The following is a 21463-nucleotide window of genomic DNA, read 5'->3' as shown; positions in this document are numbered from 1 at the left end:
GCCCTCGGGTCAGGAAGTCGGATCAGTCTGGTAGCGCAGATCCAACGTGTAGGGATGATCGCCCGCCGGCTCCTCGGCAGGCACCGTCATCATTCCCGGCGTGTGGCTGCTGGCAAAGAAACGTGCCAGGCGCCGCGACTCGGCCTCATTGGCATTGACCGGAAAAGTCTCGTAATTGCGTCCCCCGGGATGGGCCACGTGATAGGCGCAGCCACCCAGGGAGCGCCCGCTCCAGGTATCGAGCACGTCGAACACCAGCGGCACGTGCACGCCGATGCGCGGATGCAGCGCGGAGGCGGGATTCCAGGCTTTGTAACGCACGCCCGCCACAAATTCGGCCTTGCGCTCAGTGGCTCGCAACGGCACACGGCGCCCGTTGCAGGTGATCAGATGACGGCCCTCCGTCATCCCCACGGCCTTGACCTGCAGGCGCTCCACCGACGAATCCACAAACCGTGCCGTGCCCTGCGCGGTCACCTCCTCACCCAGTACATGCCAGGGTTCGATCGCAAAGCGCAGCTCAAGCTCCACATCCCCGACCTGGACGGTGCCGTAGCGCGGGAAACGGAACTCGGAAAAGGCGTCGAACCAATGGGTCTCAAAGGGATAGCCCCAGCGGCGCAGATCGTCGATGACATCGGCAAAGTCGCCTTCGGTGAAATGGGGCAGCAGAAAACGGTCGTGGAGCTCGGTGCCCCAGCGTACCGGCTTGGTGTCATAGGGCTGATCCCAGAAGCGTGCGATCAGCGCGCGCAGCAGCAGCATCTGAACGCAGCTCATACGCCAATGGGGGGGCATCTCGAAGGCGCGAAACTCCACGATACCGAGCCGTCCGGTCGGCGAATCGGGCGAGTAGAGTTTATCGATGCAGAACTCCGCGCGGTGGGTGTTGCCGGTCATGTCGGTCAGCAGGTTGCGCAGCACCCGATCCACCACCCAGGGGGATGCCACATCGCCGCGCGGCAACTGCTGGAAGGCGATCTCCAACTCGTAGAGACTCTGGTCACGGGCCTCATCGACGCGCGGCGCCTGCGAGGTGGGGCCGATGAACATCCCCGAGAAGAGGTAAGAGAGGCTCGGGTGGTGCTGCCAGTAAGCGATCAGGCTGCTCAGCACATGGGGGCGGCGCAGAATCGGACTGTCGGCGGGCGTGGCGCCCCCAATGGTGACATGATTGCCGCCCCCGGTTCCGGTGTGGCGCCCGTCAAGCATGAATTTTTCAGTGCCAAGACGCGATTGGCGCGCCTCCTCGTAGATGAGATCAGTTTGATCGACCAGTGCGCGCCACGAGGCGACGGGCGGCACGTTGACCTCGATGACCCCCGGATCGGGCGTGACCTGAAGGCGTTGCAAGCGCTGATCGTGAGGCGGTGCATAGCCTTCGAGCACCACCGGCATCTTCTGTTCGGCGGCTACCGCTTCGATGGCGGCGGTCAGGTCAAGAAAGTGTTCCAGATGGGTGATGGGCGGCAGAAAGATATAGAGCCGCCCGTCGCGCGGTTCGATGCAGAGCGCGGTGCGAACCAGGGTATCCGTGGATTCCTCTTCGAGATCGGCCGGCGATTGCTCGTGAAAATCGGCACGCGCCGCCTCCTCCTGTACCAAGGTCATATAGCGCGTGTGCAGCTCATTGAACGAGGCAGGCAGTATCTCGCGCGGTTCGAACGGATCACGTGGTGTCGGTTGCTGGCGCTTTTTTGCCGGTTCCCAGAGCAGGCTATCGAGTGGCAGGCGCAACCCCATCGGCGAGTCGCCTGGCAACAGGAAACAGTGCTCGCGGCGAAATTTCCACTCCGAAGAGCGCCAGCGCTGTGTCGTATTGTCCCAACCCAGCGGTAACGTATACCCGACAATCTGGTCCAGCCCCCGCGCGAACAACCGGCGCAGCCGGGTGCGCTCCAGGGGATCGCGTAACTTGCTGTCGCGCACATCCACATTGGCGGGCAGCGTGCCCTCCTTCCACAGGTAATAGAGCCCATCCTCGTAACCGGGCTGCAAATTGCCTGGTGGTACGCCAAGCCGTTGCGCCAGCGCACGGCCAAAGACCTCGGCCTCGTCCGCCCCTTGCTGGTAGTCGCGAGTGGGATCGGCAAGCCATTGGGGATCGTTCCACAGTCGATGCCCGTCCTTGCGCCACACGCAGGAGAGCGTCCAGCGCGGCAATGGTTCGCCCGGATACCACTTGCCCTGGCCGTAGTGCAGCAGTCCACCCGGCGCCATGCGTTCGAACAGGCGGCGCAGCAGTACTTCGGCGCGCGCGCGTTTGTGTTCGCCGAGTGCCGCGGTGTTCCACTCCGCACCTTCGCTGTCGTCGATGGAAACGAATGTGGGCTCGCCGCCCATGGTGAGCCGCACATCGCGCTCGAGCATCTCCTTATCGACGGCATCGCCCAGGCGATCGATCTTCTGCCACTGCTCGTCATCGAAGGGATAGGTGACACGCGGGGTTTCACGAATGCGCGTCACCTTGTTGGTGAACACAAACTCGGTCTCGCATTGGTCGACGGCGCCGGTAACCGGCGCCGCGCTCACCGGATCGGGCGTGCAGGCGAGTGGAATGTGGCCTTCACCCGCGAACAGCCCCGAGGTGGGATCGAGGCCGATCCACCCCGCACCGGGAACAAAGACCTCTGCCCAGGCGTGCAGATCGGTGAAGTCCTGCTCGGGCCCCGAGGGACCATCCAGCGATTTCACATCCGCGGTGAGCTGCACCAGATAGCCGGATACGAAACGCGCCGCCAATCCCAGATGGCGCAGGATCTGCACCAGCAGCCAACCGCTGTCGCGGCACGAGCCCAGCGCCTTGGTCAGTGTCTCCTCACAGCTCTGCACCCCCGGCTCCATGCGAATCGCGTAGGCGATGTCGCCCTGCAGGTGCTGGTTGAGTTCCACCAGAAAGTCGACGGTGTGGCGCTTGTCGCGCTTGATACCGGATAGCCACTGCGTCAGCTTGGGACCGCTCTCCTGCACCTCGAAATAGGGCGCCAGCTCCTTGCGCAGTTGCGGTTCGTACTTGAAAGGGGTGTGCTCGGCGTAGGGTTCAAGGAAAAAATCGAGGGGATTGATCGTCACCAGATCCGCCACCAGATCCACCTCGATGGCCAGCTTGTGAGTCTTCTTCGGAAAAACCACCCGTGCCAGATAATTACCGAACGGATCCTGCTGCCAGTTGATGAAATGATCCGCCGGTTCGATCTTCAGCGCATAACGATGCACCGGCGTGCGGGTGTGAGGTGCCGGGCGCAGCCTGATGATGTGGGGCGCTAATGAAACCAGTCGGTCGAAACGGTATTCGGTGCGATGGGTCAGGGAAATTGTGATGGCCATATAGGTTCAATGGTAGTCAAGCTCGCGGCGGCGTGCCATGAGATTCAATATGACAGCAGGCAGACACCTGATTAGAATGAGCGGCGTTGCAATTGTGTTTCATAACTCGAGGTACGCGTAACCATGACTTATTGCCTTGGCATCTGTGTCGATGACGGCCTGGTCTTCGCCAGCGATTCGCGCACCAACGCGGGCGTGGATTATGTCACCACCTACAGCAAGATGTACGTCTTTAATCCGGCGCCTGATCGTCTGTTCGTCATCCTCTCCGCCGGCAACCTGGCGACGACCCAGGAGGTGATGAACCACATTCAGCGTGATCTGGATCATCCCGGGCCCAACGGCAATCTGCTCGACGCCCGTTACCTCTTTGAAGCAGCCGACTACGTTGGTCGTGTCAGCCTCGAAGTGCAGCGTGAGCACGGAAATGCTCTCCAGCAGAGCGGCGTCAGCGGTGAAACGACGTTGATTCTCGGCGGCCAGATTCTGGGTCAGCCCCACGGGATGATGCTGATCTACCCGCAGGGCAACTACATCCACTCCTCGCTCGAAACACCCTTTCTGCAGATCGGCGAGAGCAAATACGGAAAACCGGCGCTGGATCGCATCGTCAAACCCGAATTGTCGCTGGAGGAGGGTGCGCGGTTGGCGCTGGTGTCGCTCGACGCGACGTGGCGATCCAACATCACCGTCGGCCCCCCCTTTGAAGTGGCAACCTACCGTAGGGATGCGCTGCAGATCGGTGAGTACCAAAAATTCGAGGCTGAGGACCCTTACCTCATTGCGTTGCGCGACAGTTGGAACGAGGGGATCTGCCTCGCCTTCAACCAACTGCCCACCCTGCCGTGGGAAGATGAGGCACCGGCCCCACTACCCACCGCGCAGATCGGTACGCTATCGAGCTGATTCGCCTAGAGCTGGCGCAGCACGGCCATCGGGGATTGGCGGAGTACCGATCCGCTCCCCCAGAGGCCGGCCAGGCCCACGCCGACACCCCCCAGCAAGGCGCCCCATACCGCCAACAGCACCTCGGGTCGATAAGCAAGATCGAGCACTTGATCGGCCAGCACCAATCCCACCAGCGCTGCGGCAAAGGCCGCCAGCAAACCGGCCAGCAATCCCAGGGTCACATACTCGCCCAACAGACCGAGCCGTAACTGGCCGCGCTTGGCACCGAGCGCACGCAACACGGCGCCCTCCTGCAGGCGCTCTTCCAGACTCGATTGCAGCGCCGCATAGAGCACCACCACGCCGGCAACGAGAGTGAAGAGGAAAACAAACTCCACCGCCTTGACCACCTGCCCGATCACGCTGCGCACCTGATTGAGGATCGCTTCGACGTCGAACACCGTGATGCTCGGAAAGTTGCGCACCAGATCGGTCAGCACGCCTTTGCGATCCGGCGGCAGATAGACGCTGGTAACGTAGGTGGCCGGTAGATCGGCCAGCGCGCTCGGGGTGGTCACCAGGAAGAAGTTGACGCGAAAGTTGTCCCACTCCACCGAGCGGATGTTGGCGACGGTCAGTTCCACCGGCTGATCGGCGACGCGGAAAACGAGGCGATCACCCAGACCGATGCCAAGGTTTTCCGCCATGCGCTGCTCGACCGAGAGCAACGATTGCGTCAGCTCATCCCCCCGCCACCAGCGACCGCTGATGATGCGGTTGTCCTGCTGCGGCTGCTCGGCCCACGAAAGATTGAACCCCTGTTGCAGCCAGTGCCGGCCGTGCTCATTGAGCCCCTGCCACGCACCAGCGTCAGCGCCGTTGATGCTGTCCAGCCGGGCGTGGCTCATGGCATGGAGGGATACGCCGACGATGCCCTGCTCGCCAAACCACTCGGTTACCGCACCCACCTGGCTAGGGGGAATGTTGATCAGGAAATGATTGGGCGCCTCAGGCGGTACCCGTTGCTGCCACACATCCAGGAGATCGTTGCGCACCACCGAGAGCAGGAGTAGTGCCATGATGCCGACACCGAAGGCCATCACCTGCACCACGCTGTCGGCGGGACGCCGCGCGATCCCCGCCAGACCAAACCGCAGCGCCACCCCCACGCGCTTGCGCAGCGGGGCCAGCAACCGCACCAGCAACCATGCACCGCCGCCCAGCAGCAGCAAGGTCCCCGCGGTACCGGCCAGCAGCCAGATCGTGAGCGGTGGATCGCGCGAGATCCACAGCATCAATCCGGCGAGGGCCAGGGCACCGAGTCCGTAGAGCCCCAGGGCCGAAAGCGGTGGCGCCCCCAGATCACGCCGCAATACCCGCAGGGGGGGGACTTGGCGCAAGCGGACTATCGGCGGCAATCCAAAGCCCGCCAGCGTCACCAGTCCGACAGCCATACCGAAGCCCACCGGACGCCACGAAGGGGCGGGCAGATCACCTCCCAGCAGATCCCCGAGGATGCCGGCGATGCCGGCCTGGCCAAGGTAACCGAGCAAACAGCCGACGGCGCTGGCCAGCACCCCCAGTCCCGCCAGTTTCACGGCATAGATGCCGAGTACCGTGCGTTGCGCCGCTCCCAGACAGCGCAACACGGCGGCGGTGTCGGACTGACGCTCGGCGTGGCGGCGTGCCGCGGCGGCCACCGCCACCCCGCAGAGCAGAACGCTGACGAGTGCCGCCAGACCGAGAAACTTGCCGGCCCGATCGAGGGCGGTCTGCAGCTGCGGGCGCGCTTCACTGACCGCCTCGAACCGCTGACCGTCGGCGAGACGCGGCTCCAGCCAACGGCGGTAACCTTCCAACTCCGGTTCCGATCCGGCGAGCAGCAGCCGATAACGCGCCCGGCTGCCGGGCTGGATCAGCTCCGTTGCCGCCACATCCTCGATGCGCATCATCACCCGCGGTGCGATGCCGAAAAAGCCGGTGGCCCGGTCGGGTTCATAGGCCAGGATGCGGCTCACGCGCAATGCCGATTCGCCCACCCCGACGGTATCCCCCATGGCCACATCGAGCAGCCCCAGCATGCGCGCCTCACTCCACAGCGTGCCGCGCTCAGGGGGACTCTGCGTCGGCACATCGGCGGTGTAGGGGGCGTCGCTGGCGCGCAGCGTGCCGCGCAGCGGATAGTCCGGGCCGACGGCCTTGATCTCGGCAAGCTGCGGTCGAGCGGCACCCATCACCACGCTGCGAAACTCCATGACCTGCTCGGTGCGCAGGCCACGCCGCCGCGCCTCGTCGATCCAAGCGGTATCGATCGGTGCTCTGCTGAGCACCACCCGGTCGGCTGCCAGCAGCGCGACGGCACGTTGTGCCAGGGCCTTTTCGACCCGATCGGTAAAGAAGCCCACCGAACTGACCGCACCCACCGCCACCACCAGGGCAAGGGCGAGAACCCGCACCTCGCCGGCGCGCCACTCGCGGCGCAACGCCTGCAGGCCCAGACGGCCAACCTTGCCGAAGGGCGCTGAAATCAGTTGGCGCATGCGGCCTCCGATGCGAAACGCCCATCGATCAGTTCAAGGGTGCGGTCGCAGAAATGGGTCAGGGCCGTGTCATGGGTCACCAACACCAGGGTGGTGCCATGTTCGCGGTTCAACGAAAAGAGCAGCTCGATCACCGTCTCGCCGGTGGCTCGATCCAGATTGCCGGTGGGCTCGTCGGCGAACAGCAGTTGCGGCTCGGTGACAAAGGCGCGGGCAATGGCCACGCGCTGCTGCTCACCGCCCGAGAGCTGCTGGGGGTAGTGATCGGTCCGTGCACCCAGTCCGACCCGATCGAGGATGGTTCGTGCCGTCGTTGTGGCGGCCGGGCGTCCGGCAAGTTCGAGGGGCAGCATGACGTTCTCCAACGCCGTAAGTCCGGCCAGCAGCTGGAAGGACTGAAAGACAAAACCGACCCTCTCGGCACGCAACGCAGCACGGCCATCCTCGTCGAGGGTGCCCAGATCCACCCCTGCCAATGAAACCCGTCCGCTGGTCGGGATGTCCAAGCCGGCGAGCAAACCGAGCAATGTCGACTTGCCGGAACCGGAGGGGCCGACGATGGCCACTGCCTCCCCCGCATGTATCATGAGGTCGATATCGTGAAGAATCACCAGATCACCGCCGGGCGCGTGCACTTGCTGGCCCAGCTTTTCCGCTTGCAGAATGGGCGTCGAGGAAATCTTTAACATGAGGCGATCGTTCCTTTTTCTTCTGCTGGTCGTGGTTGCGAATCCATTGCTGGCCCAGCCGGCAATACTGATTTTGGGCGACAGTTTGAGCGCCGGTTTCGGTATCGATGATAGCCGCGGCTGGGCCGCACTGCTGCAGCAACGGCTGCGAGAGCGCGGGTATCCCCATGCCGTCGTCAACGCCAGCATCAGTGGCGATACCACGTTGGGTGGCCGCGAGCGCATCGCGGGGACCCTCGCGCGCCACAAACCCCAGGTGGTGATTGTGGAACTGGGCGGCAACGACGGCCTGCGCGCGCTGCCACTCGACGAGATCCGTGCCAATCTCACGGCGCTGATCGAAACCGCGCAACACGCTGCGGCCAAGGTGTTGCTGATCGGCATACAGCTGCCACCCAATTATGGCAAGCGATACACCGAAGGGTTCCGCTCCCTGTTCCCCGAGTTGGCGCAGCAGCACAATACCGCATTGGTGCCGTTTCTGCTGGAAGGGGTGGCCGCGCAGCCGGGGATGATGCAATCCGATGGCATACACCCGACGCTTAGCGCGCAACCCCGCCTTCTGGACAACGTGTGGCCCCACCTCCAACCGCTGTTATGATCCTGCGACGTGAGCACCGCTGATCATCCCACCTGGCGCTTGCTCGACCGCCTGGGCAGAGCCGGTACGGATGCGCTCTTTGACCCCCGGCAGGATTCCAGTGAAAAAGAAGGTGCCTACCTCTGCTGTCGTGCCTGCTCGCATCGCGTCACAGAACTTGAGGCGCGCACCCGCCGCGCTGGACATCATCGGCATCGATTCATCAACCCCCAGGGACATCTCTTCGAGATCGGCTGTTTTGGGGACGCGGTGGATAGCCGATTGTACGGCCCCGCGATCGGCGAGCACTCCTGGTTCGCCGGTTACGCCTGGCGTATTGCGCTTTGTGCGGGCTGTGGAGTTCATTTGGGGTGGCGCTACGAGGGGACGGGAACGCCCTTCTACGGACTGATACTTGCACAGCTCGTCGAGTGCCGGGAGGGACGGCGGCACTGAGAAGAAGGTCACGGACAGCACTGGGCCGTGACCGTTAAATGATCTATTTCGATTTCACCTTCATAACAAGGACCCGATCATGCGCAGTGGATTCCTTCTCATCCTTGGGGCGCTGACTGCGCTTCCCGTCAATGCCGAACAGGCTGTCAGCGCAGCCCCAACACTATCGGCCGAACTACAGGCCATGGAAAGCCAGGCGCAAGGCGGGCGTATCGCCCGCTCCGCCTTCACCACCGGTGTCGTCGAACGTGAGCCCGTTGACAGCATCACCGAGCTGACGACCGCGATCGATCGCGTTTACTACTATACCGAGCTGCTGGGCATGGCCGGACAGAGCATCACCCATCGGTGGAGCTACAACGACGCGGTGATCGCCGAGGTGACATTCGATGTCGGTGGACCGCGCTGGCGCGTCTGGTCGAGCAAGAACCTGGTGCCCGGCTGGAGCGGGGACTGGAAGGTTTCGGTGGTGAACAGCGCCGGCGAGGTATTGGGCGGCAACCGCTTTGCCTATAGCGCTGCGCAATAGCCTACCGGTCGCACTCAAGGTGCTGTAGCGCCCAATACAAGACCCGTGCAACCCGCGGACGGATGAGTTCGTCCGCCTCCTTGCGCGTCACCCACCGAAACTCCTCGTGCTCCGGACGCCCCAGGTCGGGATTGACGGGCAGGCTGACCTCGCCGGCGGGCGCCTCGGCCAGGTAGTAGCGCGCCACCTTGTTGCGCCAATAGGGACCGGTTTCGACATACTCCTCCCCCCAGCGGAAGACCAGCTCCGTCAGCGTCGTCTCCTCGGCGACTTCACGGCAGGCGGCCTCGATCGGCGACTCCCCCGCCTCCACCAAACCCTTGGGAAAATCCCAGTGCTGGTAGGCACGCAACAGCAGAAAGCGAAGCTGCCCCGCCTGATGGCGAACGACGATGACACCGGACGATAAGGTTCTGGGAGGCATGAGAACTCCACGTTCCTCGACTCTTTGAGGTCGATATTCTAACGCGACTCTCGCCGGGGTCACGGCCACGAGGGAAAATCGTGGTGTCTCGACCCACCCTGCACTGGGTAATCCCCCGTAACCGAGTCGGGTTTGCCTATACTTATCGCAAGGCGATATCGTTGAGTGCATGTATACAGAGGAGGTTTGATGGCCGTATCCCGTCTTGCTGGTATTGAAGCCTGTGTGTTCGATGCGTATGGCACCCTGTTCGACGTACACGCCGCCGCCGCCCGCTGTCGTGATGCGCTGGGAGACGATGCCGATAAGCTGTCGACGTTATGGCGTGACAAGCAGCTTCAGTACACCTGGCTGCGCAGCCTGATGCAGCGCCATGCGGACTTCTGGCGGGTCACCGGCGATGCCCTGGACTACGCGCTCGCCGCGATCGGCCGCAACGATCCGGCATTGCGCGAGCGATTGATGGATATCTATCGCGTGCTCGATGCTTTTCCCGAGGTGCCACGCATGCTCGAGCGCTTGCGCGATGCCGGCATGAAGACCGCCATACTCTCCAACGGTGCTCCCGAGATGCTCACCGCGGCAGTCGATAACGCCGGCATTGGCGGACTGCTCGACGCCATTCTCTCGGTGGAAGCCATCGGCACCTACAAGCCCGATCCCGCCGTCTACCGTCTCGCCTCCGACAACCTCGGTGTTGCACCCGGGGCGGTCTGCTTCCTTTCGTCCAATGCCTGGGATGTGTGCGGGGCCGCCACCTTCGGCTTCACCGTGGTCTGGATCAACCGTAACGGCCAACCCCCCGAGCGCCTCCCCGGCGGCCCCGTGGTCGAGCTCTCCGATCTGACCGGTCTGCCCGATTTGTTGGGGGCATAAGTTCGAGGACCGATTCCGATGTGGAATCGAGGCCAGAAGGAAAACTTATACCCCTCATAAAACATGGATTGTTAGGGTCGAATCCCTTAGAATCGGTGCCCGCATTCGGCCGCCGATCCGGCCGACATCTCGATTTCTATCACTGCTGCAGAGGATCTACCCATGAAGGTATCCGTTCTTGGCGCGGCTGGCGGTATCGGTCAGCCTTTGGCATTGCTGCTGAAAAATTCCCTGCCGGCCGGCACCGAGCTGGCGCTCTACGATGTCAATCCCGTCGTTCCCGGCGTCGCTGTGGATCTCAGCCACATCCCAACCCCTGTGAAGGTGCAGGGCTACAAAGAGGACGAGCTGGAGGCTGCACTCGCTGGTGCCGACGTGGTGGTCATCCCCGCAGGCGTGCCGCGCAAGCCGGGCATGACGCGCGATGATCTGTTCAATGTCAACGCGGGTATCGTCAAGAAGCTCGCCGCCACCGGCGCCAAGGCCTGCCCCAAGGCCTGCTGGGCAATCATTACCAACCCGGTCAACTCCACGGTACCGATCGTTGCCGAGACACTGAAGAAGGCCGGCGTCTACGATCGCAACAAGCTGTTTGGCGTCACCACTCTGGACGTCATTCGCTCCAACACCTTCGTCGGTGAGCTGAAGGGTAAAAATCCCGCCGAGCTGGACGTGCGGGTAATCGGCGGGCACAGCGGCAATACTATCCTGCCCCTGCTCTCGCAGACGGGTTTCGATTTCACCCAGGCCGAGATCGAGGCTTTGACACCCCGCATCCAGGAGGCCGGCACCGAGGTCGTCGAGGCCAAGGCCGGCGGCGGCTCAGCCACGCTGTCCATGGCCGAGGCTGCAGCCCGTTTCACCAACAAGCTGGTCGCAGCCCTCAATGGCAAGGAGTCGGTGATCTGCACCTTCGTGCAGGTGGATAACCAGCCGACTGAATTCCTGGCCCTGCCGGTGCGCCTCGGCAAGGGCGGCGTCGCCGAGATCCTGTCTGCCGGTGAACTGAGTGCTTACGAGCAGAAACTGTTCGACGAGATGATCCCGACCCTGCAGGGGAATATCAAAAAGGGCGTCGAGTTCGCTCAGAACGGTTGAGTCAAACTCCATACCTCAAAAAAGCCGGGCCCTGCGTCCGGCTTTTTCCTGCCCTACTCCGCAGCGAGACGCTGTGGCCAATTGATCCCATGCCGGTCGCGGTCAGAATCCGGCACAGTTTCGACCGCCGCCAGCTTTTGCAGATAGGACTTGGGCAAGTGGTGGTCATGCCCGCCCGCCAGGATCAGTTCGCGGTACCAATCGAAGGGAGCAAAGGGTTGCGGCGCCGGCTCCGAGGCAAGGTAGGTAAAGGCCCACAGCGTTCCGCCCGCGTGATCGAGACAGACCGAGGCGCGATGATAACCCCCTTCAATGCGGTCCAACACCGGGAGCTCCTCAGCGGCAATGGCATAGATCACGCCGTGCACCACGTGGGATCGCCACCCGGTAAAATGCAGATCCGCCTTCGCCGAGCCATCGCCTCCAATCTTGCGAAACTGCAGCTCAAAGCCATATAGACATGCCGCCGAGACCCGCTCGGCCGAGGGAATACGGCCGCGCAGGCGCGGCCACCACAAATTCGAGCCGTAGGCGAAATAGCGCAACAGATGTTCAGATTTCATAGCCTTCCCACAACGCAATCCTGTTTCAAGCTTAGCGCTGGTTCTTGGCGGCTTCACGCTCCATAATCACCCCCTTTGGCGCAAGGGCCCAGTGTCACTCGGCAGGAGTTCCCCTCGATGAGTCCGATCTTCACCGACAATTCACTCTCTATCGGTAACACGCCCCTGGTGCAATTGAATCGCGTCATCCCCGCGGGTGGCGCGCGCGTACTGGCCAAGATCGAGGGTCGTAACCCTGCCTACAGCGTCAAGTGCCGTATCGGCGCGGCGATGATCTGGGATGCTGAAAAGCGCGGGGCGCTGAGTCCTGGCAAGACGTTGATCGAGCCCACCAGCGGTAATACCGGTATCGCACTCGCCTTTGTCGCTGCGGCAAGCGGCATTCCGTTGACCCTGACCATGCCGGATACCATGAGCATCGAACGGCGCAAAGTGCTTAGGACCTTTGGCGCAAATCTGCTCCTCACGCCGGGGGCGAAGGGCATGGCTGGAGCCATTGACGAGGCGGAACGGCTGACCGCCGAACAGCCTGACAAATTCGTTTTGCTCCATCAGTTCAACAACCCCGCCAATCCCGCAGTTCACGAACAGACGACCGGTCCCGAGATCTGGCAGGACAGTGATGGGGATGTCGATATCCTCATCTCGGGCGTTGGTACCGGGGGCACCCTCACCGGCATCTCGCGCTACTTCGAGAAGGTGCGCGGCAAGCCGCTGCATTCAGTAGCCGTTGAGCCCGAGGAGAGCGCCGTTATCACTCAGCACCTTGCCGGCGCCGAATTGAAGCCTGGTCCTCACACAATCCAGGGAATCGGCGCCGGGTTCATCCCCAAAACGCTGGATCTGGCCTATGTGGATCAGGTGGAGCGGGTAACCAACGAGGAGGCTATCGCTTTCGCGCGCCGTCTGGCCCGGGAAGAGGGCATCCTCGCGGGAATCTCCTGCGGTGCCGCCGTGGCAGTCGCTGCCCGACTGGCCGGCCTGGCAGAAAATCGCGCCAAAACCATTGTCGCCATCCTGCCGGATTCAGGTGAGCGCTATCTGTCCGGCACGCTCTTTCAGGATATCGAGTCTTGACTGCTGAGAAGCTCGCCGCTGTCCGCGATGCTCTCTCCTTGCGCTGCCGGCGTGCCTCTTTAACACCGCAGAGTCGACCACGGAAAAACCGTTCGAAAAGCTGCTTTACGCCAGTCGCTGGATCCTGGCCCCAACCTGTCCCGGGCTGAGCTTCACCCGGATTCGCTTTAGCGTTAAAAGAGTGAGGGCCAGCACCCCAGGCGTCTAGCGGGACGACAACAAAACCCGCTGCACCCAGTACCGAGGAGGGATTCCATTCCATAAGCGAGCGTGCCGATGCGCTGATTAATCTGCGCCCCATACGTTGTTTGGTGTGCGCCAACAGCCACGTCATCGGTTTCTCGCACATCGTCGCGACAGAATCCTCCGCCGATATCGATATCGGGGACCTGCGTCTGCGCTTTCACGGTGTAAGCAAAATGGCCCGCTCGCTGCTTGCCCGGTTGATACACATCGACTACGACCGAGAGATGGCTTTTGTAGCGCACCAAACCGGCGCGGCGGGACGATCGGATATTCTCGGGGTGATCGATATATCCCCCGCCCGTGGCACGAATGAAGCAGAGTTCGGTGTCATCGTACGCTCCGATCTCACAAGGGCAGCGGACTGGGACGACCGCTTCTGGAACGCATTATGCGCTATTGCCGTGAACGCAGCTTCGACACCCTGTATGGCCGGGTGCTCCCGGGCAACGAATCTATGCTCAAACTTGCCCGACGTCCCGTATTCCGCAGTACGCCGCTCCTCGACGAGGGCATGATCAAGATCTACCTGCAGCTAAAAGATGGCTCGACCACTCAGCGGCCGGTTCCCCGCGGCAGGATCAGGGGGCATGGTAAGGCGGGCTGAGTTCGTGCACGGCGTCGACCAGGACAGCCACGCGTTCGGGGTCGACGTATTGATGTACGCCGTGGCCAAGATTGAAGACATGCCCGCTTCCGTGACCGAAGCGTTGCAGGACATCCGCCACTTCTTCGCGGATCCGATCCGGCGCCGCATAAAGTACACAGGGATCGAGATTTCCCTGCAACGCGACACGACCGCCGACACGGTTCCGCGCCTCGTCGATATTGACCGTCCAATCGAGTCCCAGGCCATCGCAACCGCTGTCCGCCATCGTCTCCAGCCACTGGCCACCGCCCTTGGTAAAGAGAATGACCGGCACCCGGCGTCCGTCGGCTTCGCGCGCCAGGCCGGAGACGATCTGCTCCATATACCGCAACGAGAATTCATTGTAATTTCGCTGTCCCAACACCCCGCCCCAGGTATCGAACACCATCACAGCCTGCGCCCCGGCGGCAATTTGTGCATTGAGATAACCGGTGACCGACTGCGCCAATTTGTCGAGCAATTGATGCAGCAGGTGTGGCCGTTCGAAGAGCATCCCTTTGACGAGCGCATACTCCTTACTGGCACCTCCCTCCACCATGTAGGTGGCCAGCGTCCAGGGACTGCCGGCGAACCCGATCAGCGGAACACGCCCGCCTAACGCCTGACGAATTACCCTTACGGCAGCCGTTACGTACCCGAGCTCCTGTTCAGGATCGGGAATGCCCAATGATTCAACGTCGCGAGACTCGCGTATCGGTCGCTCAAAGCGTGGCCCCTCGCCTTCGGCAAAGTAGAGTCCAAGCCCCATTGCATCCGGGATGGTGAGTATGTCGGAGAAAAGTATCGCGGCATCCAGATCAAATCGCTCCAGAGGCTGTAATGTCACCTCGCACGCGAGTTCCGGTGTCTTGCAGAGCGTCAGAAAATCTCCCGCCCGCGCGCGGGTTTCACGGTACTCGGGGAGATAGCGCCCCGCCTGCCGCATGATCCACACCGGCGTTCTATCCACCGGCTCGCGCATAAGCGCGCGCAGCAGGCGGTCGTTATGGAGTGTACTCATGAAAACCAATCCGGAGGTTTAAGCCAGGAGAACGGAGAATACCGCCCACGGAATGATTAGTCGAGGCGTGCGGCCGTATTACGGGACGCGCCTAGCGATTCAGCTGCTCGTGCACGCTGGCGAAGGTGCGCGGCCATGGTTGCACACCGCGCAGTTTGCTTGCCAATTGATCGCGATCCTTCATGGCCTCTTCGCGACTTGCGTAATCGCCGTAGAAAAGCACGTGCCACGGTCCGCCTTGATGAGTCGTTTGCAGGTAGGCGACCTTGTTTTCCAGGTGATTCTCTTCGACAAAGCTCAACAACGCCCGCTCGTCCCGAACGCCTAGTAGCTGCAAGGTGTAACGGCCCGTCAAACGGGATAGCAGCCACTTCCTGTCAAGCATTGCAGGTCGCTTTTCATCGGTCACTGGTTGAGTCGATGGCTCCGGAACGGAAATGATACTTTCTTTGCCGGCGGCGATGGGCGGTTCAGTTTCCTTCTCCTGCGGTGCAGTCGCCAAAGGACGCGGTACGCTGTCAGTCCTTGCATCCAGGCTCGTGGCCGGCGCGATCAGCGCAGGTTCTTCCTCCGTAATCCGCTGTTCCATCGGAGTTGCGATTGCCCTCTCCACCTGCGGCAACCGGCCGATTACAGGAGGTGGCGATCGCGTTTCCGGCTCGGGTAGGGGCAGCGCCACCGGCCCCGACTTGAGGGTGACCATCCTGGATCTGTCATCGGAATCGAAAAGTTCGTTGATGGCACCCTGAAAAAGAAGGATCAGCAGCAGAACAACCGCCCCCCCTGCCAACAGCAGTGTGCGCGGCCTCATCCGCAACGCGGTCCACCGGCCCCGGAACCCGCTGCGAGAGGCATTTGCCGCTCCAGCAGTTCTGATCAGAGACTCGCTCTGCGCCAACAGCCTTCCGGGAATACCGCCGCTCGCGGCGAATGCCTTCTCAACGATTGCGGGGGGCAACGGTAGACTTTCGCCTTGCCCTGTCGCTGCGCAGTAATGCTCCATGAAGTCCCTGGTCTGCTCGACAGTCAACGGGGGCACATCCAATGTGTGAGTGACCTGCTGCTTGAGCGAACGTAGCGCCGGTGACTGGAGGCTCTCGTCGATGGTGGGTTCTGCAAACAGCAATACCCGAACCAGCTTTCCGTCTCCACCCCTAAGTTCAAAAATATGCAGTATCAAATCGAGTACGGGCGCAGCCAATGAGTGCGCATCATCGACGATCAATAACACCACCCTGCCGGCCTTCTGCAACGCCGTAAGCCGCTCCTCGATCACAGACTGCAACTCATCGATCGCGATACCTCGTATATCAAGGCCAAGTTGATTGCCGAAATCCGCCAGCAGTTGATCCCTCGTTGTCAGTGGCGTGGCGTCGATCTGGCATGCCATCCAGTGGTCACGCGCGCGCTCCAGAAGCTGGCGCATAAGTGCAGTCTTACCTGCACCGTGTGTGCCCTTGATCAGCAACAGCAGATCAGCGTACTCGGTGAGATGCTGCACCAAATCGAGTCTTTGCTTGAATGCCGGGGCCGGGAAGTATGGAATTGACATTGGATTGGTCAGTTCAGTTGGGCCGCTGGGAGATCGTTGATTCATCTGCTATACCGAACCTGTTCACTGCGCCCGCTGCTCCATACCCGACATGAATACAACTCGAAAACCTTTCTTGAGCTGCGTATCGCGTGATTTCAATACGGCCCTCTCCGCTTCCGCGTACTCTTTGAAGTGGTCTCGGCGATTCCGACCCCGCGCTCCCTGGTAACCCCACTCTCGTATCACCACCCAACCATCGAGCAGATCCTGCTGCAAAATCAGGTGACAGAACTTCAGGGCCTGACCTTCCACAAAGGGTGTTTGCATATAGATACGCATAAATTCAGCAAACTTATACCCGCGCCTGCGAATTCACGAGACGACGCTTTTCCAGGGCAGCGTAGCGGTCGGTCATACCGGCAATATAGTCAGCAATAACGCGCGCGCGACCGGCCGGACCTCTATTTTTCTCCTCACTTCTCACTTTTTCCAGCTCTGTCGGAGGCAACAGGTCCGGTTGTTCAATGAATCCTTTGAACAATGTCTCTATGGTGGTCTGCGCCTTTACACTCATACGTTTAATCCAATGGTGGCGATAAACCTTCCACAGAAGAAAACTTTTAAGTTTTTTCACCTCGATCTCAACATTCGAACTGTATCTCACCAGCGGTCCATCCTGTGACCTGACAACGTCCGGGTGATCCGGATCCAGCGCCGTCAGACACTGACGCGTCGCGTCCACGACATCTGTTATCAATGCGCTCAACATTCTGCGAACGCTTTCATGCGTGGATCGACGATCATTGAGGTCCGGGTACTTTTCTTTGACTTCGCCGTAAGCCTGCGAAAACAGCACGATATCGCTCAATGATGGCAGATCAATCAAACCGGCACGCAATCCGTCGTCGATATCGTGGCATACATAGGCCATCTCATCGGCAATGTTTGCAAGTTGGGCCTCCAGCGAGGGTTGCTCCCTGACCAGAAAACGCCGACCTACATCCCCCATCATCGTCGCATCCTTCGGGGAGCAATGCTTGAGTATCCCCTCACGAGTTTCGTAGCAAAGATTGAGGCCATCGAATTCAGCGTAGCGCTCTTCCAGAAGATCAACAATACGCAACGACTGAAGATTGTGCTCAAATCCGCCGTACTCGGCCATGCAATGGTTCAGTGCCTCCTGCCCGGCATGCCCAAAGGGTGGATGCCCCAGATCATGAGCGAGAGATATCGCTTCAACCAGGTCTTCGTTCAAACACAATGACCGTGCGACGGTGCGCGCAATCTGGCTGACTTCGAGAGTATGGGTCAAGCGGGTGCGAAACAGGTCTCCAGCGTGATTCACAAAGACCTGTGTCTTGTATTCAAGGCGTCGAAACGCCGCACTGTGGACGATACGATCACGCTGGTAAGCACTGCGTAATCGGCTGCCTGTTTCCGGATAACGGCGGCCACGCGAATTGCTTTCCTGGCACGCATAGGATGCCAACCCGCAGTTCGCAGGTTCCGTGATTACCGTTTGTGCAGGCGCTTTGGTCATCAGTCAGCTCAACCCGCCCCTCGTGACTTGCGATCGATTTTAGGGGCGCAGCTCCGCAGCGATGTTTTTACGCAAATCCTTTCGCGAAAGTTCTGAATACACCACACTGGTACCGATACCCTGAAGAAGTATCAGCCGCTGCACACCACCCATCACTTTCTTATCAACCGCCATAAGCTCGAGAAATTGATCAACCTCGATATCCACAGGAGGTGAGACAGGCAGTTTTGCCCTCCGGAAAAGACTCTCTATTCTTTCAACCTCGCCACCGGACAGCCATCCCATGCTTCTGGACTGCCGGGCTGCCATACAGGTGCCAGCAGCCACCGCCTCACCATGCAGCCAGGTTCCGTAGCCCAACGCTGCCTCAATGGCATGACCGTAGGTATGCCCCAGGTTGAGTAGCGCCCGCTGCCCCGCTTCACGCTCATCCAATGCAACAATTTCGGCCTTCATCCGGCAAGAATTTTCTATGGCCAGCACGAGGGCCTCTTTGTCTCGTGACAGCAGTTTTTCAATATTTGTCTCTATCCAACCGAAAAATCTTTCGTCCCGGATAAGTCCGTATTTGATTACTTCCGCAATCCCAGCCGCAAGCTGCCGGTCATCGAGACTCATCAATGTATCGGTATCCGCTATCACGCATTGCGGCTGGTAGAAAGCGCCAATCATGTTTTTACCCAACGGATGATTGACACCGGTTTTACCGCCAACCGAAGAATCGACTTGCGCCAGCAACGTCGTCGGTATTTGCACGAAGTTGACGCCGCGCTGATAGCAGGCCGCCGCAAAGCCTGCAATATCGCCAACGACACCGCCGCCGAGCGCTACAATGGTGCAACCCCGATCGAATTTCTCCTTCACTAAACAATCGAATAGCGTGGTTACAGTTTCAATGGTTTTGTACCGCTCTCCATCCGGCAGAACCGCCGTCCTTAGATCAAAGCTCGATAATGCGCTGCCTACGGTAGTGCCGTAGAGTGGATCGACAAGCGTGTTTGTCACCAAAAGTACTTGTTTGCCTTTTATATACAATGCCAATAAGTCGCTTTTTCCGATCAAGCCTGACCCTATAAAGATAGGGTAGCTACGTTCACCCAATTCAACATCGAAAGTTGTAACTTGACCCATTGAGGCGGCTGTCCATATTCAATTGAAAACATTACTGCGATGGCTTGTTCACGCGTTGAGGTTGATTAAGATTGCAGCTTCTCTATTCGCCTGACAGACCCGCTATTCCAGTATCGACAACTGGCAAGCATAAAAAAAGCCGGTGCGATTAAAATAACACCGGCTTTTCGAGTACTGCAATTCTCAGAATGGCTAGCGAGCGGTGAGGCTCTCCTTTAGGATTTTCGGTGTTACGAAGATCAACAGTTCGTTTTTCTTATCTTCTTCGCTAGTGCTTCGGAACAGCCATCCAACCACAGGGAGATTCCCAAGACCGGGAACTTTATTGACGTTCTTGGTTTTCACCTGCTCAAAGACGCCTCCGAGTACAACAGTTTCCCCATTATCCACAAGTACGCGGGTATTGATTTCTCGTGTATCCACGGGAGGCACCCCTAAAACACTTCGCGAGAAATCCGGATTATCTTTGTTCACAATCAGATCCATGATGACCCGATCATCAGGCGTAATATGCGGCGTAACCTTCAAGCTCAGTACCGCCTTTTTGAATGAAACCGTAGTTGCGCCACTTGAACTGGCTTCCTGATAAGGCACTTCCACACCCTGCTCAATCAAAGCTTCGTGCTGATCTGAGGTTATAACTCTGGGAGCCGAAATCACCTCACCACGCCCCTCCGCTTGCAGCGCTTGCAGCTCCAATTGCAAAAGTGTGCTGCCGATCTTTCCGATAGCAAAATGGAAATCTCCAGCCGGATTCGAGATCGGCAAGTTAACCTGATAATTTTCGTTTCCGGTATCAGCATCGACGATACCCGTCCCGCCTCCGTAATTGACATTACCGGTCTGCTGACCACCCAAAATCACCGTGTTGTTGTTAGAGGTCGTATTACGACTCAAGCCAAAGCGCACGCCAATCTCTTTGGTAAAATCGTTCAACGCAGTAACCACTCTTGACTCGATAAGCACCTGGCGCACAGGAATATCGAGCCTCGCGACAATTCTGCGAATGTCAGCGAGTTTGTCACCTGTATCCTGTACCAGTAGTGTGTTGGTACGAGCATCGATAGTCACAGCTCCACGGCTGGAGAGTAGTGAGTTTTCTTTGCTTTTAATGAGCTCTGCAATCTCCGCAGCTTTCGCGTAATTGATCTGTATAAACTCTGAGCGCAAAGGTGCCAATTCCGATATTTGCTTCTGGGATTCCAGTTCAAGCTTTTCTCGTGCGGCGATTTCTTCACTAGGCGCGATGAGCAGCACATTGCCCTCTTGCCGCTTGTCCAAACCCTTGGTTTTCAGAACGATGTCCAAAGCTTGATCCCAGGGGACATTGTTCAATCGCAAAGTTATGTTTCCTGATACCGTGTCGCTCGCGACCAGGTTCAATCCGGTAAAATCGGCAATCAGCTGAAGTACCGAGCGCACTTCTATGTCCTGAAAATTAAGTGACAGCCTCTCGCCTGTATAACCGAATTTTTCTTTCTTGAGCTCTTCTACTTCCTTTTTGGAGAGCGGCTTGAACTCCACCGTAAACAGATTCTCAGCCTGGTAGGCAAAATGATCGAACTCCGCCAATGGTGTTATAACCATCGAAACGCGATTCGCTCGAGAAAAAGTATCGATCGTCTTTACTGGAGTGGCGAAATCGATTACATCGAGACGACGCTCAAGTTCACCGGGTAAACTCACGTCGAGGAAATCAAGAACGACTTGTCCTCCCTCTGAACGCATATCAACAACCGTAGATGGATCAGATAGACTTACCTGAACTCGCCCCTCGCCATTTTCACCGCGTCGAAAATCGATGCTCTTGATCTGTCGCGGCCCTGCGCTCTCGGTTCTGGTGGTCATCACACCGGAGGGACGCGATTCTCTGGCAGATGCCACAGCGCCCGCACTAGCCAGGGTAATGACTACCTTATCTCCCTGCACGACGGTCTGATAAGGCACCAACGCCACCAGGTCGACAACAACACGTGTACGACCCATCGCTTCGACTGCGGTTACGCTTCGCGCCATTCCCACGCCGATGGTCTGGCTGCGTTTTGGCAGCTTGCTGCCGGTACCGGGAAAATCGAAGGCAATTCGCGCGGGATTATCCGTGGTAAAGCTACTCGGCGGCCTGATATCGCCATCCAGAGTCAGGACAATTTGAACGCGATCTCCCGTTAGCGCGGAGAACTCAATAGCGTTCAATGTTGCACCGTTGGACTCCGCTGAAGCAGAACTAATAGGCAATAGCGACAATGGTCCCAGCAAGACCGCACCAAAGAACGCGCGCCACACAGTTGAAAACGTCATATTCACTCGCATTATTGTCTC

General features: G+C 59.6%; 19 protein-coding genes. 8 read left to right on the top strand and 11 right to left on the bottom strand.

Features of this window, described 5'->3' with window-relative positions; genetic code table 11:
- Positions 1-9: 9 nt before the first annotated feature.
- On the bottom strand, positions 10-3327 hold the full coding sequence (locus DWQ09_02630; GenBank protein ID KAA3629175.1) for an IMP dehydrogenase: 3318 nt from the start codon (positions 3325-3327) through the stop codon (positions 10-12).
- Between the two features lie 123 nt (positions 3328-3450).
- Here DWQ09_02630 and DWQ09_02625 point away from each other — a divergent pair, with 123 nt between their 5' ends.
- On the top strand, positions 3451-4233 hold the full coding sequence (locus DWQ09_02625) for a 20S proteasome subunit A/B (GenBank protein ID KAA3629174.1): 783 nt from the start codon (positions 3451-3453) through the stop codon (positions 4231-4233).
- Between the two features lie 5 nt (positions 4234-4238).
- Here the strand turns inward: DWQ09_02625 and DWQ09_02620 are convergent, their stop codons facing one another.
- Both DWQ09_02620 and DWQ09_02615 read right to left on the bottom strand, forming a co-directional pair.
- Positions 4239-6755, bottom strand: a complete 2517-nt coding sequence (locus tag DWQ09_02620; GenBank protein KAA3629173.1) for an ABC transporter permease — start codon at positions 6753-6755, stop codon at positions 4239-4241.
- Positions 6743-7444, bottom strand: a complete 702-nt coding sequence (locus tag DWQ09_02615) for an ATP-binding cassette domain-containing protein (GenBank protein ID KAA3629172.1) — start codon at positions 7442-7444, stop codon at positions 6743-6745. Before DWQ09_02615 ends, DWQ09_02620 begins: the two co-directional genes overlap by 13 nt.
- Here DWQ09_02615 and DWQ09_02610 point away from each other — a divergent pair.
- From DWQ09_02610 to DWQ09_02600, 3 genes are all read left to right on the top strand, one after another.
- On the top strand, positions 7443-8045 hold the full coding sequence (locus DWQ09_02610) for an arylesterase (protein ID KAA3629171.1): 603 nt from the start codon (positions 7443-7445) through the stop codon (positions 8043-8045). The two genes, DWQ09_02615 and DWQ09_02610, sit on opposite strands and share 2 nt — an antisense overlap.
- A 9-nt stretch (positions 8046-8054) precedes the next feature.
- A complete protein-coding gene (locus tag DWQ09_02605) occupies positions 8055-8480 on the top strand; it encodes a hypothetical protein (GenBank protein KAA3629170.1) in 426 nt (141 codons plus the stop codon).
- A 79-nt stretch (positions 8481-8559) separates the two neighbouring features.
- The gene (locus DWQ09_02600) at positions 8560-9009 is read left to right on the top strand and encodes a DUF2914 domain-containing protein (GenBank protein KAA3629169.1); all 450 of its coding nucleotides are present in this window, start codon (positions 8560-8562) and stop codon (positions 9007-9009) included.
- A gap of 1 nt (position 9010) precedes the next feature.
- Here the strand turns inward: DWQ09_02600 and DWQ09_02595 are convergent, their stop codons facing one another.
- Positions 9011-9433 (bottom strand): NUDIX domain-containing protein, encoded by a 423-nt coding sequence (locus DWQ09_02595; protein KAA3629168.1) that lies wholly within the window; start codon positions 9431-9433, stop codon positions 9011-9013.
- A gap of 189 nt (positions 9434-9622) precedes the next feature.
- On the opposite strand from DWQ09_02595, the gene DWQ09_02590 reads away from it, so the two are divergent.
- Positions 9623-10309, top strand: coding sequence for a haloacid dehalogenase type II (locus DWQ09_02590; GenBank protein ID KAA3629167.1), 687 nt, complete (start codon positions 9623-9625; stop codon positions 10307-10309).
- A gap of 162 nt (positions 10310-10471) precedes the next feature.
- Positions 10472-11407 carry a malate dehydrogenase gene (locus DWQ09_02585; protein ID KAA3629166.1) on the top strand — a complete coding sequence of 312 codons (936 nt, stop codon included), beginning with the start codon at positions 10472-10474 and terminating at the stop codon, positions 11405-11407.
- Positions 11408-11460: 53 nt separating this feature from the next.
- Here the strand turns inward: DWQ09_02585 and DWQ09_02580 are convergent, their stop codons facing one another.
- Positions 11461-11970 (bottom strand): gamma-glutamylcyclotransferase, encoded by a 510-nt coding sequence (locus DWQ09_02580; protein ID KAA3629165.1) that lies wholly within the window; start codon positions 11968-11970, stop codon positions 11461-11463.
- Between the two features lie 117 nt (positions 11971-12087).
- Here DWQ09_02580 and cysK point away from each other — a divergent pair, with 117 nt between their 5' ends.
- Positions 12088-13047, top strand: a complete 960-nt coding sequence (cysK, locus tag DWQ09_02575; GenBank protein ID KAA3629164.1) for a cysteine synthase A — start codon at positions 12088-12090, stop codon at positions 13045-13047.
- Positions 13048-13358: 311 nt separating this feature from the next.
- Positions 13359-13808, top strand: a complete 450-nt coding sequence (locus DWQ09_02570; protein KAA3629163.1) for a hypothetical protein — start codon at positions 13359-13361, stop codon at positions 13806-13808.
- Between the two features lie 63 nt (positions 13809-13871).
- On the opposite strand, the gene DWQ09_02565 is transcribed toward DWQ09_02570, so the two are convergent.
- The 6 genes from DWQ09_02565 to DWQ09_02540 form a co-directional block, all read right to left on the bottom strand.
- Positions 13872-14939: a uroporphyrinogen decarboxylase gene (locus tag DWQ09_02565; GenBank protein KAA3629162.1), complete on the bottom strand. Its 1068-nt coding sequence runs from the start codon at positions 14937-14939 to the stop codon at positions 13872-13874.
- Positions 14940-15030: 91 nt separating this feature from the next.
- Positions 15031-16536 carry a hypothetical protein gene (locus tag DWQ09_02560; GenBank protein ID KAA3629161.1) on the bottom strand — a complete coding sequence of 502 codons (1506 nt, stop codon included), beginning with the start codon at positions 16534-16536 and terminating at the stop codon, positions 15031-15033.
- An 18-nt stretch (positions 16537-16554) separates the two neighbouring features.
- Positions 16555-16812: a WGR domain-containing protein gene (locus tag DWQ09_02555; protein KAA3629160.1), complete on the bottom strand. Its 258-nt coding sequence runs from the start codon at positions 16810-16812 to the stop codon at positions 16555-16557.
- A gap of 13 nt (positions 16813-16825) precedes the next feature.
- Positions 16826-18013 (bottom strand): deoxyguanosinetriphosphate triphosphohydrolase, encoded by a 1188-nt coding sequence (locus DWQ09_02550; GenBank protein ID KAA3629159.1) that lies wholly within the window; start codon positions 18011-18013, stop codon positions 16826-16828.
- 39 nt (positions 18014-18052) lie between these two features.
- Positions 18053-19144: a 3-dehydroquinate synthase gene (locus tag DWQ09_02545; protein ID KAA3629158.1), complete on the bottom strand. Its 1092-nt coding sequence runs from the start codon at positions 19142-19144 to the stop codon at positions 18053-18055.
- Between the two features lie 192 nt (positions 19145-19336).
- The gene (locus tag DWQ09_02540) at positions 19337-21454 is read right to left on the bottom strand and encodes a type IV pilus secretin PilQ (GenBank protein ID KAA3629157.1); all 2118 of its coding nucleotides are present in this window, start codon (positions 21452-21454) and stop codon (positions 19337-19339) included.
- Between the last annotated feature and the right edge of the window lie 9 nt (positions 21455-21463).

The sequence above is a fragment of the Pseudomonadota bacterium genome (assembly GCA_008501635.1).
In the GTDB taxonomy this organism is placed as follows: Bacteria; Pseudomonadota; Gammaproteobacteria; order QQUJ01; family QQUJ01; genus QQUJ01.
The sequence above is the reverse complement of the archived record's forward strand: the minus strand, read 5'-3'. Positions and strand labels throughout refer to the sequence as shown.